At 51.1% G+C, this 17702-nt stretch carries 8 protein-coding genes; 6 read left to right on the plus strand and 2 right to left on the minus strand.

Features of this window, described 5'->3' with window-relative positions; all coding sequences use genetic code 11:
- The 5 genes from E0496_RS12120 to E0496_RS12140 all read left to right on the plus strand — a co-directional run bounded on the left by E0496_RS12120 (position 1) and on the right by E0496_RS12140 (position 8409).
- On the plus strand, positions 1 to 948 hold the full coding sequence (locus E0496_RS12120) for a polysaccharide pyruvyl transferase family protein (protein WP_141501961.1): 948 nt from the start codon (positions 1 to 3) through the stop codon (positions 946 to 948).
- 511 nt (positions 949 to 1459) lie between these two features.
- Positions 1460 to 2830, plus strand: a complete 1371-nt coding sequence (locus E0496_RS12125; protein ID WP_141501962.1) for a sugar phosphate nucleotidyltransferase — start codon at positions 1460 to 1462, stop codon at positions 2828 to 2830.
- Between the two features lie 29 nt (positions 2831 to 2859).
- Positions 2860 to 4200 (plus strand): UDP-glucose dehydrogenase family protein, encoded by a 1341-nt coding sequence (locus E0496_RS12130; protein WP_141501963.1) that lies wholly within the window; start codon positions 2860 to 2862, stop codon positions 4198 to 4200.
- Positions 4201 to 4228: 28 nt separating this feature from the next.
- Positions 4229 to 7471: a hypothetical protein gene (locus E0496_RS12135; RefSeq protein ID WP_141501964.1), complete on the plus strand. Its 3243-nt coding sequence runs from the start codon at positions 4229 to 4231 to the stop codon at positions 7469 to 7471.
- Positions 7472 to 7554: 83 nt separating this feature from the next.
- Entirely contained in the window at positions 7555 to 8409 is an 855-nt protein-coding gene (locus E0496_RS12140) for a hypothetical protein (RefSeq protein WP_141501965.1), read from the plus strand.
- A gap of 1 nt (position 8410) precedes the next feature.
- On the opposite strand, the gene E0496_RS12145 is transcribed toward E0496_RS12140, so the two are convergent.
- Positions 8411 to 8767: a helix-turn-helix domain-containing protein gene (locus E0496_RS12145; protein WP_141501966.1), complete on the minus strand. Its 357-nt coding sequence runs from the start codon at positions 8765 to 8767 to the stop codon at positions 8411 to 8413.
- A gap of 494 nt (positions 8768 to 9261) precedes the next feature.
- Between E0496_RS12145 and E0496_RS36865 the strand changes: the two genes are divergently transcribed.
- The gene (locus E0496_RS36865) at positions 9262 to 16344 is read left to right on the plus strand and encodes a rhamnogalacturonan lyase family protein (protein WP_141501967.1); all 7083 of its coding nucleotides are present in this window, start codon (positions 9262 to 9264) and stop codon (positions 16342 to 16344) included.
- A 94-nt stretch (positions 16345 to 16438) separates the two neighbouring features.
- On the opposite strand, the gene E0496_RS12155 is transcribed toward E0496_RS36865, so the two are convergent.
- A complete protein-coding gene (locus E0496_RS12155; protein WP_141501968.1) occupies positions 16439 to 17623 on the minus strand; it encodes a hypothetical protein in 1185 nt (394 codons plus the stop codon).
- Positions 17624 to 17702: the final 79 nt, after the last annotated feature.

Genomic DNA, 17702 nt, shown 5'->3' on the forward strand with positions numbered 1-17702 from the left:
ATGCTAGTGGAATCGAATGTACACCCGATGGAGGGTTTGAAGAAGCAGCTCCTCCAAATTTTGAAGGTGATCCCGCCAGGCTCAAGCATTTATTATATCGATTATCCCGTGTACAACAACGGCGGCGATCTGCTGATCATGAAGGGGGCGGAGGCGTTCTTCAAAGATAATCATATCCGCGTGACGGCGCGTTACAGCGTTCTTGATTTTCCGGACAAGCTGAGCATCCCGAAGGATCAGGTGATCGTTCTGCAGGGCGGCGGCAATTTCGGCGATTTGTATCCGGTGCACCAGAAGCTGCGGGAAAAAATCGTCATGGACTATCCGCATCACCGCATCGTGCTGCTGCCGCAAACGATCTTCTTCAAGAGCGAGGCGGAATACGACCGGACGGCGCGTATATTCAACGGGCATAAGGACGTTCACCTCTTCGTGAGGGACACTCTAACCTATGGTGTGGCTGCTCAAAAATTTGATCGATGCTGCGTCTATTTGTCGCCTGACATGGCCCACCAGCTGTGGCCGATCCTGCCGAAGAGCGCTCCTGGCAAGGAGCTGCTGTGCTTCTTTCGTACCGATATCGAGAAGACGAGCGAGCAGGAAAGCTTCGAATCGGCGGGGCGCGGGGATTACTTGGACTGGGCCTCTCTGTACAACAAAGTGGAGCGGAAGTCGATCAAGATGATCGGCCAAATGATGATGAAAAGCGGCGTGCCGCTTCCGATGCAGGCGATCTGGGGCAAATATTCCGACTATCTGGTGGACAAGGCGGTCAAGCGCTTTAGCGGCTACCGCGTCGTCCAAACCTCGAGGCTGCACGGACATATCCTATCCTGCCTGATGGACAAGCCGAACACGCTGCTCGACAACTCATACGGCAAAAACTCCAACTACTACAACACCTGGACGAGCAGCATTAAATCGGCTCAGTTAGTGATGAAAAAGTAGGGTTCAGATTAACCGGACGTCATGAACGAATAGGAAAAACTCCCGTTAATGTGCCGAAATATTGATAAGTAACCTGATTAGTGGGAAAAACTACCGTTAATTTGGCCGAATTAGCGGGAGAAAATCCCGTTAAGTTAAATAGTTGAATCGAGTTAGACGAATTAACGGGAGCTTTTCCCGTTAAACTACAAGATTCGTGTGGCGCTGACTAGTTTTAAAGAAGCGAAGCGTTGATGGAACGTTATTTTAATAGAATTACTAGTTTGAAGTGAAAGCGAAGCGAGCAGATCGTTCTGGAGAAACGAAGTGTTCGCCTTTGCAGTCGGATTCTTACCTTTACATGTCTAATGAATTCAAAGAATCTGGCTGCAACCGCGATCGTAAGAATGATCTACTCGCGCAGCGATCAAACTGAAAATTGTTATTCACTTGATTACGAAACAGCAAAGTTTTTGTTACGAAGAATCTCCACGAAGTAAAGCTCCACAAAAACTTTTTAGGAGGAATCAGAATGAAAATTGTTCTTTTATCAGGGGGCTCGGGCAAGCGCCTTTGGCCGTTGTCGAACGAGTCGCGCTCCAAGCAGTTTTTGAAGGTGCTCAAAAATGCGGACGGTGAGCGGGAATCGATGGTTCAGCGAGTGTGGGGGCAGATTGCGAAAGCGGGTCTGAGCGAGCATTCCATCATCGCAACAAGCAAGCCGCAGGTAGATATGATCCACAGCCAGCTTGGAAGCGAGATCGAGGTTATTGTGGAGCCGGAGCGTCGGGATACGTTCCCTGCTATCGCACTGGCGGCAACTTATTTGTACTCCGTGCAGGGCGTGGGCCTGAATGAGGCAGTGGTCGTGATGCCGGTTGATCCGTATGTAGAGGAATCTTTCTTCGAGAAGACGAAGGAGCTCGAGCAGGTACTGAACGAATCGGGCGCGGATCTCGCCCTAATGGGCGTCAAGCCGACCTATCCATCCGAGAAATACGGCTATATCGTACCGGAGCCGGGCTCACAAACAGACGAAAACTACGTTAATGTACACAGCTTTAGAGAAAAACCCCGTGAAGAAGAAGCGGTAGCCATGATTGAGCAGGCTGCGCTTTGGAACTGCGGGGTTTTTGCATTCAAGCTGGATTTTATCATCAATATTCTGATTGCCAATGAGCTTCCTATTCAATATGACGAGATGCTGAAGCAATACGGCAAGCTGCCGAAAAACAGCTTTGACTATGAGATCGTTGAGAAATCCAATCATATCGTTGCGCTTCCTTACGAGGGGGATTGGAAGGATCTTGGTACGTGGAACACGCTGACCGAGGAGATTGAAACGCCGCTGATCGGCAAAGGAATCATTACCAACGGCTCGGTCAATACACATGTCATCAATGAGCTGGATATTCCGATCACGCTGCTCAACGTATCCAATGTCATCGTTGCTGCAAGCCCCGATGGAATTTTGGTGTCGGACAAAGCATCGAGTCCCTTGATCAAGGAGGTCATGAAGCATTCGGATCAGCGGCCGATGTACGAGGAGCGGCGATGGGGGCGTTACCGGGTACTGGATTACTTGAAATATCCCGATGGCAAGGAAGTGCTGACAAAGCGGATATGCGTGGCGCCGGGGCGGAATTTAAGTTACCAGTACCATCAGCTTCGGGATGAGGTATGGACGGTGGTAGCAGGCGAGGGCGTCATGGTGCTAAACGGCCAAAGCTTCATCGTAAAAGCAGGCGATGTTCTGACGATTTCGAAGGAGAGCCTGCACAGCCTGCGCGCCGAAACGGAAATGGACATTATTGAAATTCAGACGGGAACCGAGCTTATTGAAGAGGACATTGTTCGGCTTGCCTTTGATTGGAATGAAATTTTGCAACTATGCACGGTATAACGAAATCATTCGATGAAGGAGCGATTAGCATGAATATTACGGTTATAGGAACAGGCTATGTCGGTCTCGTATCGGGCATTTGCTATGCCGAGCTTGGCAATCGTGTCATCTGTGTGGATAAGGATCCACGCAAAATTGAGACCTTGAATGCTGGCGGCATTCCGATCTACGAGCCAGGGCTAAAGGAGCTGGCAGCGTCCAATCGTGCAGCCGGAATGCTGACGTTCACGACGGACTTGCCAAGTGCGGTGCGCCAGTCGGACATTATTATATTGGCAGTAGGCACGCCGCCGCTGCCAAACGGCGAAGCGAATCTTTCCTATATAAATCAAGCAGCTATTGAAATCGCGGAAGCGATGAACGGCTACAAAATTATAGCAGTCAAAAGCACCGTGCCGGTCGGGACCAACGAACGGCTAGCGGAACTGATCGGCTCCCATACGAACGAACGCTTCGACAGCATTTCGCTGCCGGAGTTTCTCAGAGAGGGCTCAGCGATTCAGGATACGCTGCACCCGGACCGGATAATTATCGGTGCCAACTCAAATAGCGCGGCAGATATCATGAGGATCCTGCATATCCCTTTGACTGAACAAATCGTTGTCACGGACATCCGCAGCGCGGAAATGATCAAGTATGCGTCCAATGCTTTCCTAGCTACGAAAATTTCTTTTATCAACGAAATCGCTAATATTTGCGAGAAGGTTGGCGCAGACGTGACGAAGGTTGCGGAGGGGATGGGCTACGACAAACGAATCGGCCCGTCCTTCTTGAAAGCGGGCATCGGCTATGGAGGCTCCTGCTTCCCTAAAGATACGAGCGCGCTCATTCAAATCGCTGGTCATGTCGACTACGAATTCAAGCTGCTGCGCTCGGTCGTGGAAGTCAATCAGGACCAGCGCTTCAACGTTATCCGCAAGCTAGAGACGATTTTTGGCGGTGAGCTGCATGGCAAGACGATCGCGATCTGGGGTCTTGCCTTCAAGCCGAATACCGATGACGTACGAGATTCGCCAGCAGCGGAAATCATTCAGCATTTGGTCGATAACGGCGTAAGGGTCAAAGCCTATGATCCTATTGCCATGGACAATTTTAGAGCAATCTATGAAATTAATGGTGTGGAATGGTGTACGGAAGCAATGGCTACAGCCAGCGGAGCGGACGCGGTATGCTTGCTGACGGAGTGGGAGGAATTTTCAAAAATTGATCTGGGCCAATTACAGAAGGCGCTTAAAAGTCCGATTCTCATTGACGGCCGCAACGTGTTCGATGAGAAAGATCTGCTTGGAACCGAGTTTGTCTATTATTCTGTCGGCCGTCCTAGTTTAAATCAAGGCGTAAAGCAGCAAATGCCCGTTTTGCAATTTTAACTCAAACTTATGACCAGAGGTGAACGAGATGACGTTTAGAAAAAAAGTGACTTTATCCGCAATAGCGCTTTCCATGCTCAGCGCTTCGTTAGGAGGGCTTCCGCTTAGCCAGAAAGGGCTGGTGGAGAAGCTGGGAATCAGTCAATCCGTGTATGCGGCGGATGGCGAATTGCCGTCTAGCGTATTCTTGGAACGCATGAAAGGTCTATACGCCGCGCTCGCAGCGGGTGATCCGAAGGATATGCAAGAGGTTAGAGACTTGCGGGACGAAATTGCGAGTCTGGATGAAGCCGCGAACCAGCAGCTTATTGATCCGATCTGGAACAAAATCAGTGCGAAGCTGCCGGAATCGGTCGACCAAGCAGAGCTGAAAGCGAGCCTTTTCCGACTCGTTAAAGCGGTTGGCTCCTTCCGCTATGATCCTCAAGCTTCAGATTTAGAGGCCATTCGCACGAATTCCGAATTTCGCGCAACGCTGAAGACCATAGCAGCCGCAGGCGGCGATGAGAATATCAGGCTGGATGATTTTCTCATCTTTATGTTTGGCGATGGCGGCAGTGCAAAAGGCGTGGAAGGAACAATCGGAGCTTTGCTAGCAAGCAAGTCCCCAGTCGAAATTATTCAACTGCTTGGCGACAAACAAGGCATTACTGCGGTTCTTCTGCAAGCGACGGAGAAGCTGCTGGGTGAAACAGGAACGTACAAGTTCAGCTCCATCTTGAAAAACTTGGGCATCACGGCGCAGGATGTCCGCTCGACGGTGCAAAACTTCCAAGTGAAGCTGAAGAAGGATGAGCCGGCCATCAGCGCCATGACGGTGGCGTACATTCGTTCAGCAGCTAAAGCTAGCGTGAAAATAAATGATGACGGGCGTGTGCATACATACAGCCTGAATGTGTTCGGTGTATATATTTTGCCCGCGGTACTGCAGTGGTCGAAGGTGTCCGGCGATTCTAGCGTGACGGTGCTGCCAACCGGTGTCGTGACGATTCCGGATAATGCTGCAGGCGGTACGGCTGTCATTCAGGCAAAGCTTGTGAACCCTTACGGGGGCGCAGCAAAAGTAATCTACGAGCAAGAAGTGACGTTAACAGCAGCTGGTGCACAGGAAACCGAATTTCCTGCTGCTCCTTTCCTAGAGCGTCTGAATAAGCTTCAATCGGCGCTTGCTGCCGGAGATCCTGGCGATATCGCTGCGGTAAGAGCTTTGCAAGAGGAAATAGCACAGCTGGATTTTGCGAAGGATCAAGCCTTAATCGATCCGATCTGGAATAAGCTCGCCGCTAAACTTCCGCCTACAGCCGATCAAGCCAAAATTAAGGCCAGCCTATTCGCTATGCTCAAAGAAGCGGCTTCAATCCCTTATAGTACAAAGCCATCTGCAGCTCTCGAAGCATTTCGCGCGAACCCTGAATACAAGGCGGCAATGAAGGCGCTTGGTGCTGTCGGGGGAGAAGCGGGCTTTGTTGTCGATGATTTACTGCTCTTCCTATTCGGGAACGGAAGCACTCATTTGGGCGTAGAAGGAACGATTAGAAAGCAGCTTGCGGGCTTGTCTTCCACTGAACTCTTGCGTCTGCTTGGAGACCAGCAAGCTTTATCAGCCATGCTGCTCCAGGCAACAGAGAAGCTGCTTGCTGAAAATGGAAGCTACAAGGTTAGCTCGCTGCTAGGCAGTCTGGGCGTAACCACTAAGGAGGTAGCGGCTACCGTAGTCAACTTCCAAACGAAGCTGAAAAAAGAAGGGCCAGCCGCAAGTGCGCTGATGATTGCGCTGTTGCGTTCTGAATCGAACGAGACGGTCGTCGTGAGCGAGAATGGCCGTGAGCAAAAGTTCAGCTTGAAGGTATTCGGCATTGAGGTGCCCGCGCTGGCGCTGCGCTGGAGCAAGGTATCCGGCAGCGACGATGTGTTGGTAGCAGCCAATGGTTCCGTGACGCTGTCGAGAGGCGCAGCAACGGGATCGGCTATCATTCAGGCCACCTTTATTAATCCTTACGGGGGTTCAGCCAAGGTTATTTTCGAGAAAGCGGTGACCTTGAAAGCTACCAGTGGAGAGGGAGACCATTTCCCGGCGGAGCAATTCCTGGAGAGAATGAATAAGCTTCATGCATCCTTGCTTGCTGGCGATCCGGCAGACGTACAGGATGTTCGCAACTTGCGGGATGAGCTGGCCAAGCTGGATTTTGCGAAGGATCAAGCATTGATCGATCCGGTCTGGAAGAAAATAGCGGCCAATCTGCCGGCAACGGTCGATCAGGCAGAGCTGAAGAAAAGCTTGTTCCGCATCATTCAGGCCGTAGGGGCAATACAATATGATCCGCAGGCAAAGGCGCTGGAGGCCATTCGTACAAATCCGGAGTTCCGCGCGACGCTGAAGACGATAGCGGCAGCCGGTGGAGTCACGGATCTGACCATGGACGATTTCCTTGTTCTCTTGTTTGGAGACGGCGATGAGCGCTTAGGCGTTGAAGGAACGGTACGCGATATCATCTCGGATATGAAGCCGAATGAATTGGCTTTATTACTGGGCAACAAAGAGAAGATTAATGCTGTTTTAACCGAAGCAATGGGCAAGGTTTTGGCTGCCAAAGACGACTATGCGCTTAGCGAGGCACTTTCTAATCTAGGCGTCAAGCCAGCGGATGTCCGCTCAGCTGTCCTGAACTTTCAGGTTAAGCTGAAGCATGACGAGAAAGCGATCAATGCGCTGACCGTCGCTTATATTCGCTCAGAGGTTGTATCCACGGTAAAGGTTACGGCAAACGGCAGGCAGCATGAATACACCTTGAAGCTGTTTGGCACCAATCTTCCTTCAACTCTGCTGAGATGGGAAAAAGTATCGGGAAGCAAGGACGTAACGGTAGACTGGAAGGGTAAAGTAACCATTCCGAAAAAAGTCGCGGAAGGAACTGCCGTCATTCAGGCGACCCTGATGAATCCATACGGCGGTTCGGCCAAGATTGTTTTCCAGCAAGAGATCACGATTAAGAACGGTGATGTCGAGGTTGATCCGAAGGCAGAGCTGAAAAAAATCGCTGAGGCTTTGGATGCGCAGCTGGCTGACATGAAGAAAAAGCTGAAAGCAGCCACAGACGATGAGCAAAAGGCGCAATTAATTGTCGAGGTGGTGCAGGCTAGAAATGAAGCGGTCGATGCCATTAACAAAGTGAATGCGACCAATGCATTGAAAAACAAAGCGATTAACGAAACGAAAAGCAAGGTCAACAAATTGCTGACCACGATTATTACCGAAATTATGCGCTCTTAGGGTGCCGGCCAGTCTTCCTACTCTCTCAGGAGTAAGGGGGCTGGCTTCTTTTTATTCAAATTGGAAGGTGGTATCAGCCTCAAATGAGTCAACAGCATGTACGAAGAAAAAGGCGTCCCCGCTTTCAAAAACCGGATACGATCAACATTATTTTAGGCTCGCTTGCGGTTATTTTGGTGTTTGCATGGGGTGGGCTGTATTGGAAGGAATCCTCGAACCAATCGCTTGTCGTAAGTGCAGATGGGGCAGCGCTTAACCAGTATGCAGAGCTGCAGGCTGATGGGGTTGAAACGAATATTCCAGAGAGCACAAGCCCGGCAGGAGCCGTGAAGCCGGCAGCAACGGACCAGGCCGCCAAGCCTGTTGATCAGGCAACGGAACCACCTGCGGAAGAAGGAAAAGGAGCGACGATTCCCGAAGCGGCGACGACGGATAAGCCTGTGGCAGCGGATAATGAGCCCAATCCGGTTCAGACCTCGAAGCCAACTACTCCAGTGAAGCCTAATCAAGGTACGGGGACAAAGCCGGGCAAAGGTACAGACGCAGGTACTGTCACCAAACCAACGCCAGAAGTACCAGAAGTTACCGTAACCCCGCCTCCAGTTGAGGCGTCTGCGAAATACGAGCAGGAGATTATCCAGGTTCAGGCGAAGTGTACGCAGGATATGAATGAGGTGCTTGCGGGAGCCGATACGAGCATCAAGGAGCTTGATATGACAGATCCGTATGCATTCCAAGAGCTGAATCAAAAATGGATCGATGGGCTGACGAATGCGGAGTCTGCCTGTACGGCAAAGTTCGAGGGAATCATTGATCGAGCTGAAAAAGACGAAGTGGATTCAGACATTACGGAAGGCTGGGAACAGAAGTTCAGCGCTTTAATGCTGCAGCTTCAAGGGAATTTCGAAGCGAAGCTGCTGACATTAATGGGCGGTTAGTTTATTCTTCCTTTGGCAGGGTACGGTCACGGAGCACGCGTTCGAGCAAGCTGCGGATCAGCTCCAGATCGTCCCTTTCCAGAGGGACCCCGTCCCAATGAAGCTGTTCATAGTTCAAATATTCTTTTGCATTATGGTTAAGCTCGATCGGCGGCTCCGGATAGTCGGTAAGCCCCAGAAGATAGTCGGCAGATGTGCGCAGCTTGCGCGAGATCGTCTGAATCGATTCAATCGTTGGCTGTCTGTATCCCGATTCGTACCCCGCATATGTACTTTTGGCAACCCCTAAGTAGTCGGCTACTTCCTGCATGGTTAGTTTCCTCTTTTTTCGCAGCTGCTTAAGACGCTTTGCGAACATCTTTATCTCCCCCTTTCGAACGTCACCCGTATAGCTCTATTAATTCTCAATGACTAGGCTAGCTAGGTAAATGTACACATAATTATAGCATGTTTGACAATTGCATGTACAAGGCGGAGTGTGAGCTCAATGTGAACGGTTTGTTTCATTATATCGGAATGAGAGTGGGAAAGGTTGGAAATCTATTCTTTGAATATGCATTGAATTTGTAAACGGTGGAGTTGTCTATGTTTCTATGAAAGTCTCTCAATCTCGCTAACGTCCCAATGTAAGCACGCATACCTTTCCTATTCAGATGAATACCAGCATCAGGCATAACAAATTTGAGAATAACACGGAATTTTGAACAAAGCGTATGGTTTTTTGTAATGTAAGCGCATTCTTTTTAAGGTTACTATATAAGAGGGAAATATTTCTTGTACCTGCTTACTAAGCAGTATCAGGAGCATTTGCCACTTATATTATCTCAATCATGGAAGGGGACCACATGAGGTATGAGTAACCGAATGAAACGAAGTATGTCTTTGGCATTGGCAGTATTTATGGTCGTATACACCGTATTGGCAGGTTTGCCAGTCCAACAAGCGAAGGCGGCGTCCATTGCGGAGCCGCAGGTATGGAAGTTCGACTTTGGCGCGGCACCTGCACCGGCAGGCAGCACGGGAGGACCTGTAGCGGATGGATTTATTGGAATTACAGGTACGACCCTGTATACGAGTGAGCTGGGCTACGGCCTAGATCAAAACCTCGCTTCACGCTATCGCGGGGCCGAGTCAACCGATCATCTGTTGAACGATTTTGTATTGGGAGGAAACAGCACGCCATTTACCTTTTCAACTGATCTACCTATTGGCAACTACAAAGTAACGCTCTATTCAGGAGATTTGCTGCAAACGACCTCTACCTACAAAACAAAAGTGACCATCGAGAATGTGGTGAAGGATCCGATCAATTCCAGAAGGGCGGTTGAGAGCAAAAGCTACGATACAGCCGTTACGGATGGGCAATTGAATATTGTACTGACAGGCGATGCAACGTTTAGTATTTTGAACGGGGTGATCATTGAGCAAGTTCTCCCTTCAGCGCCGGAAGGGCTTATACTGACGAACATTAGTGCAGACGGTGTATCGCTGCAATGGATGCCGGTACCGGGCGCGCTGTATTACAACGTTTACCGTGTAACTGGCAGCGGGGAGCCTAGCAACCCGATCGCTGAGCAGATCAGTGCGAGCAGCTACACCGATACGACTGTCGGCGTTGGAAACAGCTATCATTATTATGTTTCTGGCGTTAATGCGTTCGGTCAGCAGTCCGCGCTCAGCGCGGCCAGCGATGCAGCCTCTATTCCAACTCCGCAGACACCAGCTGTGCCTACAGGACTAGCCATAACGGAAGTGAATGCCGCTTCGACGGTACTCGCCTGGCAAGCGGCAGCGGGGGCAGCGGAATATAAAATATTCCGTGCGGATGCGGCAGACGGTACCTTTGCTGAAATCGGCATAGTAGCAGTATTGTCATTTACCGATGCAACAGCTAACACGGGAGTGCCGCAATATTACAAAATAAAAGCGTTTAACGGGCAGGGTTCATCAGACTTCTCGGATTACGCGGTAAGTGTGGTATACGTGCCGCCGGTTACGCTGCCAGAGGGGGATGTGAAGCGCTTCGATTTCGGTAAGGGAGCAGCAGAGGATGGTTATCTGGCCATTACCTCGGCTGTTGCCTATACTCCGGAGCGGAAATATGGCTTCACTGACCCGGCCAAAGTAAGCTTCATCGACCGCGGCACATCAGATGCGCTGCGCTCGGATTTCAGCATTGTGCAAGATACCGCCTTTAACGTAGATCTTCCGAACGGAGATTACACGGTGTCTCTGATTGCCGGAGATGCGAATGATATCACCGATATCTCCATTACAGTGGAGAGCATGGAGAAGGTGAAGCGGCTGGATGGGAATGCGCCAAGGCCTGCAGGCGCTTATTTGGAAATGAGCTTCGATATCGCTTTAGTCGACGGTCAGATGAATCTCCAGTTCACAGGTACTGCGCCAAAAATTAATGCGCTTGTCATCACCAAGAAAGCGTCCCGTACAGCAGGCGAGCTGCCAACGCTGTATCTGGCGGGGGATTCTACCGTTCAAACCTATGATGCTTACTGGATCCCGCAAGCGGGCTGGGGACAGATGATTCCAAGATTTTTCACCGATAACGTCATCTTCAAAAACCACGCCATCGGTGGCCGCAGTACAAAAAACTTTATATCCGAGGGGCGGCTCGATGAAATTTTAAGAGCGATTAAGCCGGGGGATTATTTCCTTGTGCAATTCGGCCATAATGATGCCACGATCAGCGTACCGGACCGCTATGCGGCTCCGGCCGATTACAAAAAATATTTAAAGACGTACATTAACGGTGCAAGGCAGCGTGGTGCGACACCGATTCTCGTTACGCCGATGGGCAGACGCAGCTTTAACGCTGAGACTGGGAAATTTAACGTCAGCTTCCCTGAGTACGTACAGGCGATGAAGGAAGTCGCCCAGGAGCTTGATGTAGATTTGGTTGACCTTAGCACGCTGAGCATTGCCTATTACGATTCCATTGGCCCTGCTGCGACGCTATCCGTGTTCTTACACACGCCTGCTGGCGTATATGGAGCGTTCCCGACGGGCTCTGCGGATGATACGCATTTCCAGGAGTATGGCGCCATTCAGCTGGCAAGGCTTCTCTCCGGAGGAATTAAAGAGCTTGACTTGCCGCTGGCGCAGTCCGTGAAGGAGATTGAAGTGCCTGCCGAAGTGCCGGCTAAGCCGACAGGCTTAATTGCAGGAAGCATCAGCAACGCGGGAGCGCTGCTCAAATGGGATGAAACGGCATCTGCCGATATTTACAAAATATATCGCAAGCTCTCCTCCGAGCCCGACAGCGCATATGCGATGATCGGCACCTCAACGATTCCGACGCTTAATATGGGCGGATTAGTGGAAGGCGACAGTTATTACGTACACGTCACGGCCGTAAATGGGAAAGGGGAATCCTCCCCGTCCAATGCCGTTTACATGAAGACGAAGGCAGCCGTTTACAAATATGATTTTGGTCCAGTCGGCAGCGCAGTAGCCGAAGGGTATAACGAAGTCACGCGTAATACGATCTATACGCCAGAGCGGGGTTACGGCATTACGGACAGCACTGGCATGATCGACCGCGACCGAGGTTCTGCCACAGATGCGCTGAGACGTGACTTTGTGGCCTATTTTGGGCAAAGCTATGAATTCAAAGTAGATTTGCCAAACGGCTATTATTCAGTCAAAACCTACACGGGAGACTGGATCGGCTCGACCAGAACGAATATTGTCATTGAAGGAAAGGACCAAGGGACGATTGCCTCAGGCAAAGAAAACATTGCCGAGCGGGTCTTCAATATGATCGCTGTGAAGGATGGCCAGCTGAATATGATCTTGAGCGGCCAGACAGCGCATTTGAACGGTGTGGAGATTACGCCATTAATGCTGGCGCCGACACAGCTCGAGCTGAGCGATCTGGATTTGGCCGGCAATCCGGTCAAGGCGGAGCTTACTTGGACAGGAGTTGCGGAAGCGGTAAAATATAAGGTTTACCGCAAAGCGACGGTCGCTGCAAGCGCCGAGCTGCTTGGCCAGACGACTGCGACGTCCTTTACGGATACGTCTGCGGATGTCGGCCTGGAGTACATCTATTCCGTAACAGCGATAGACAATACCGGCTTTGAATCGGTAGCTTCCAATGCGCTTAGCGTATCCATGATCGACCCGGATGTTGCGAAAGCAGCTATCCCAGAAGGACTCGCACTTACTGCGATTCACAAAAATGAGATTAGCTTCTCATGGAATGCGGTCTCGCAGGGGAGAATGTACAATATTTACCGCTCAGAAAAAGCGGATGGAGCGTATGTGTTAATCGGAAAAACGCCGATAGCCGCGTATACCGATACAACAGTACTGACAACCATTCCGTATTTCTACAAAGTCGCTTCCGTAAACGAGGGCGGCATCTCCGAGCCATCCAGCTATTTGGAGACGCAGGCGGTGACGACACTTGTACGCGCGATGGAATATTTGGATCGGTCGCCAGTAGCGATTAAAGCGGAGAGCGGCAACTATATCGGCTGGCGCATGCTGGGGCTTGATCCGGAGGAAATCGGCTTCAACGTGTACCGTGACGGTGTGAAGCTGAACGGCGCTTTAATTACGGCGAGCACGAACTATGTGGATGCTGCAGGGACCGATTCTTCTTCGTATCAGATTAAGTCGGTTTTGAACGGCGTCGAGCAAGCGGCAACAAGCAGCTTCGGCGTATGGCAAAAGCAATACAAATCAGTGCCGCTGCAGAAACCGGCAGATGACTATACGAAGGACGGTCAGCCGTATACGTATTCGGCTGGCGATGCTAGCGTTGGCGATCTCGATGGCGATGGACAGTACGAGATTGTGATGCTGTGGTCACCATCGAACAGCAAGGACAATTCACAAGCGGGTTACACTGGCGTTGTATATATGGACGCCTACAAGCTTGACGGTACACGGCTGTGGCGCATTAATCTCGGCCCGAACATTAGAGCGGGCGCGCACTACACACAGTTTATGGTTTACGATCTCGACGGCGACGGACGTGCGGAAGTAACGTTCAAGACAGCCGATGGCACCATTGATGGAACAGGCAAAGCTATTGGCGATCCAAGCAAGGACTATCGGAACAGCACAGGATACATTTTGCTTGGCAACGAATATCTGACTGTATTTGAAGGAGCGACAGGCAAAGCGCTGGTGACAACCGATTATGACCCGCCGCGCGGTGACGTTGCTGCATGGGGAGATGCTTACGGCAACCGCGTAGACCGTTTTCTGGCAGCAGTAGCCTATCTCGACGGCGAGCATCCGAGCTTGATTTTCAGCAGAGGGTATTACACGCGCACCGTGCTGGCAGCCTACGATTACCGGGATGGGCAGCTTACGAAAAGATGGGTGTTTGACTCGAATGAAGAGGGTTATGGCTCCTATGCGGGTCAAGGAAACCATAATTTATCGGTAGGCGATTCCGATGGCGACGGCAAGGACGAGATTCATTTTGGCGCGATGGGGATCGATGATAATGGCAAGCCGCTGTATAACACAGGGCTGGGCCATGGTGATGCGATGCATTTTGGCGATCTGGATCCGGAGCGCCCTGGCCTTGAAATTTTTGCCGTGCAGGAGCACTCTGATTCCCCGTATGGCATGGATCTGAAGGATGCGCGTACGGGAGAAATCATTTGGGGAGTCCATACGGGCGTGGATACGGGGCGCGGGATGTCCGCAGATCTTGATCCCCGTTACCCCGGTGAGGAAATGTGGAGCGCAAACATTGTAAACGCCGAGCATATCCAGGTGACTGGATTATACAGCGTGAAAGGCGAAAAAATTACGTCCAGCATTCCGAGCTCAACCAATTTTGGCGTATGGTGGGACGGTGACCTGCTGCGGGAACTGCAGGATTACAACCGTATTGATAAGTGGGATTACGAAAATAACAAAACGGTCAACTTGCTTACAGCCGTGGGATCAGCTACGAATAATTCGACCAAAGCGAACTCCAGCCTGCAGGCGGACTTGTTCGGGGACTGGCGCGAGGAAGTGATGTGGCGTTCAGAGGACAGCACGGAGTTTAGAATTTATTCAACGGTAGATGAAACGAATTATCGCATTCGCACGCTGATGCATGATCCGATTTACCGCCTTGGGGTTGCTTGGCAAAATGTCAGCTACAACCAGCCGCCGCACCCGAGCTTCTTCCTGGGCCACGGCATGGCGATGCCGGCAGCGCCAAGCATCAGTTATGTTCGTCCTCTCGTTGCTGCAATTACGGTAAAGACAGCTGGCAATGCGGATTCCATAGCGATTGGCAGCACACTGCAATTTACTGCGGAAATCTCTGGGGATACTACTGTAAATAAAACGGTAGCCTGGTCCGTAACAAATGTGGATGGCAGCCAAACTCAGCTGGCAACGATTGGATTGGACGGGGTGCTTCATGCCTTAACGGAAGGGGAAGTCAAAGTCACGGCAACGGCTATTGACGGCTCACACGTCAAAGGGGAGAAGCTAATTACGATTACGGCCGAGGCGGTTACGACGCCAACGCCTACACCGTCCGAGCCAACAGCGACACCGTCGCCAGCGCCGTCCGAGACGCCAACAGCGACACCGTCGCCGACGCCGTCCGAGACGCCAACAGCGACACCGTCGCCAGCGCCGTCGGAGACACCAGCAGCGACACCGTCGCCAGCGCCGTCGGAGACAGCAGCAGCGACACCGTCGCCAACGCCGTCGGAGACAGCAGCAGCGACACCGTCGCCAACGCCGTCGCCAGCTGCAACGCCAGGCTCGCCATCATCGGCGACACCGCCGCCAGCGAGCAATATAGTGACTGTCGCAGCCATCACTGCGAACGGTAAAGTAAGCGCGGCAGTCGATGCCGCTAAGCTTCAACAAGCCATTCAAGCAGCGAGCAACCAGTTAGTTGTTATTAAGATAAACGCTGCTGATACCGTCCAAGAGATGGAGATCAGCATTCCGGGGGCAGCCATCGCGAGTCTTGCTGCGAAGGCGCCATTGCGTTTATCGCTCGAAACAGGCTCCGCCACATTCACCTTCTCTGCAGAGGCGCTGCAAGCAGCGGCAGGTGCAGCTTCTGGCGATTGGAAGCTAACCGTGCAGCGCGTCGAGGCTTCCGCTTTATCTGACGAGGTGCGCAAGCAAGTCGACGATGCGGCTGTATATGATTTTCAGCTCATGGTTGGAGGTCAACAAATAAGCCAATTCTCAGGTGGTAAGCATGCGGTTGAAGTCACGCTTCCTTATGTGCTGAAATCAGGCGAGAAGGCTGGCAATGTCGTTGTTTATTACATCTCGGATGATGGCAAGCTGGAAGTGGTTCGAAATGCGAAATATGATGCGAAGGCAGGCTTAGTTACCTTCAAAACGAATCATTTCAGCTACTATGCGAGCCAGCATGCTGCTCCGCAATTCGTAGATTTGCAACTAGCGGCATGGGCAATAGACCCTATCGAGGCTTTGGCTGCACGTCATGTGATCGAAGGGTACGAGGATGGAAGCTTCCGTCCGAATGTCCAGGTGACCAGGGCAGCATTTGTAAAAATGCTCATGCTAGCGCTGGATTTGGAAGAGAATGAAGCATCAAGCAGCTTCACCGATGTCCAGCAAGGGGCTTGGTATGCCGGTCCGATTGCTGCGGCTGAGCGGCTCGGCATCGTGAAAGGGAAATCAGACGGGACCTTCGGAGTCAACGACTTCATTACGCGTCAGGATATGGCCGTCATGGCCCACCGTGCTGCAGCAATTGCAAATATTACGCTGGCAGGAAGCGGTGGAGAAGTTTTTGCCGATCAAGCAGCGATAGCGGATTATGCTGTCAATGCTGTGCAAGCTATGCAGGCTGCAGGTATTCTGAACGGGATGACCAATCAATCTTTCGTTCCGGATGGCCTCTCGACAAGAGCGCAGGCAGCGAAAGTCATCTATTCGATTTTGAGCAAGCAGGAGTAAATCATGAAGTGAAACTTCCCCATAGCCAGTCAGATCCGAAACATAGGAGCTGAACGGTTATGGGGATTTTTATGATTAGTATTTTTATAATTGGTCAGCCTGTAGTTATGTCCTGAATGCGCCATGGCGAGTTTGTGGATTCCCGTTTGAATAAGAAGCGGTAATAACCGTTGCGGCGCGGTTCGTTTAATTGATGGATCGAGACCGGCAGGTTAATTTCTGCTACAAGGGCGCTGCCTAGCTCCATCTCGGGCTCTGCGCGCTTTCCTTTTTGCGGAACTTGTTCCCTGATGGAGACAAGCGATCCCATGAAGCTTTCTAATGCTGCGAGCTTATCCTGAGGCAATTCTTCTCCGAGCAGCCGCAGCAGCTCCGTGTCTTGATGATACAAAATTTCAATAAAGGTTTTGGCAAGCACCATCGGTGCGGCAGAATCCAAATAGGGGTTTACTTGTCCTGCGGCTTTATGGACCATAATTTGGTGAGCCGGGTCCGGGCTATCGGATTTGTGAGTAGAGCTTCCTTGGAAATGAATGCAAAAATGGCCCGAGAAGCCATTCTCCGGAATGCCGTCTCCGCCATGCGGCATGCCGTTCATGGAGGCGGCAATCCATGTATCATTGGAATGGATGAGTACGGCTTTTCGTTTCCAGCTCCATTTGCCTTCGTAAATTTGTTTCATGATGCGTGTGTCTTCTTTCGTGAGCGGCTGCACGTCGGCGTGATCGCTGCCTGCTCTTCGCTGAACCTGAAAGGTTAAACCTGAGTCGAGCTCCGTCACTGAAAAAATGCTTTTGTTAGGCAGCAATTGCCCCGACTCCTGCCAAGAAACGAGCTTCCCATAATGCTGCGCGCGCAGTCCGTCTGCCAGATGAAGAAGGCGGTTTGCGGCTTTTGTGGACAATACTGTTCTTGTGCCGTACGCGGCATTCCAAAGGTTGCCCGTATGCTCCAATCGCAAATGCTTTGCTCCATCTGGCTCCTGCAGCACAATATCTACATCGTAGTAATAGTCCGATGCAGAAGCTTGTACTTGCTTGGATTCGCGAAGAGCATCATTCATTTCACGGCTCGCTAAGGCAATTTCACTAATAAAAGCGGCATTCGGCGAAGTGCGGACAGTCATGATGATCTGGGTTTGTTCCTTTTTTATATCTGCTTTATTCGGTTTTTGCGTTATCGATGCCGCTTGTGCGGATAAAAGCTGAGGCTGCAAGAGGAGCAGCATCAACAGAAACAGCAGGAGTGTGGCTGTCATTTTCTTTGCTAGACGGTTCATAAGCCACCCTCCATCCGTAGTCGTTTGTTATTATGTTCAACATCATCGTTGCCTTTTATGTACAGGGTCCCAAATTGCA

Origin of the sequence: Paenibacillus luteus, assembly GCF_006542765.1 — a bacterium.
Taxonomy (GTDB): domain Bacteria; phylum Bacillota; class Bacilli; order Paenibacillales; family Paenibacillaceae; genus Pristimantibacillus; species Pristimantibacillus luteus.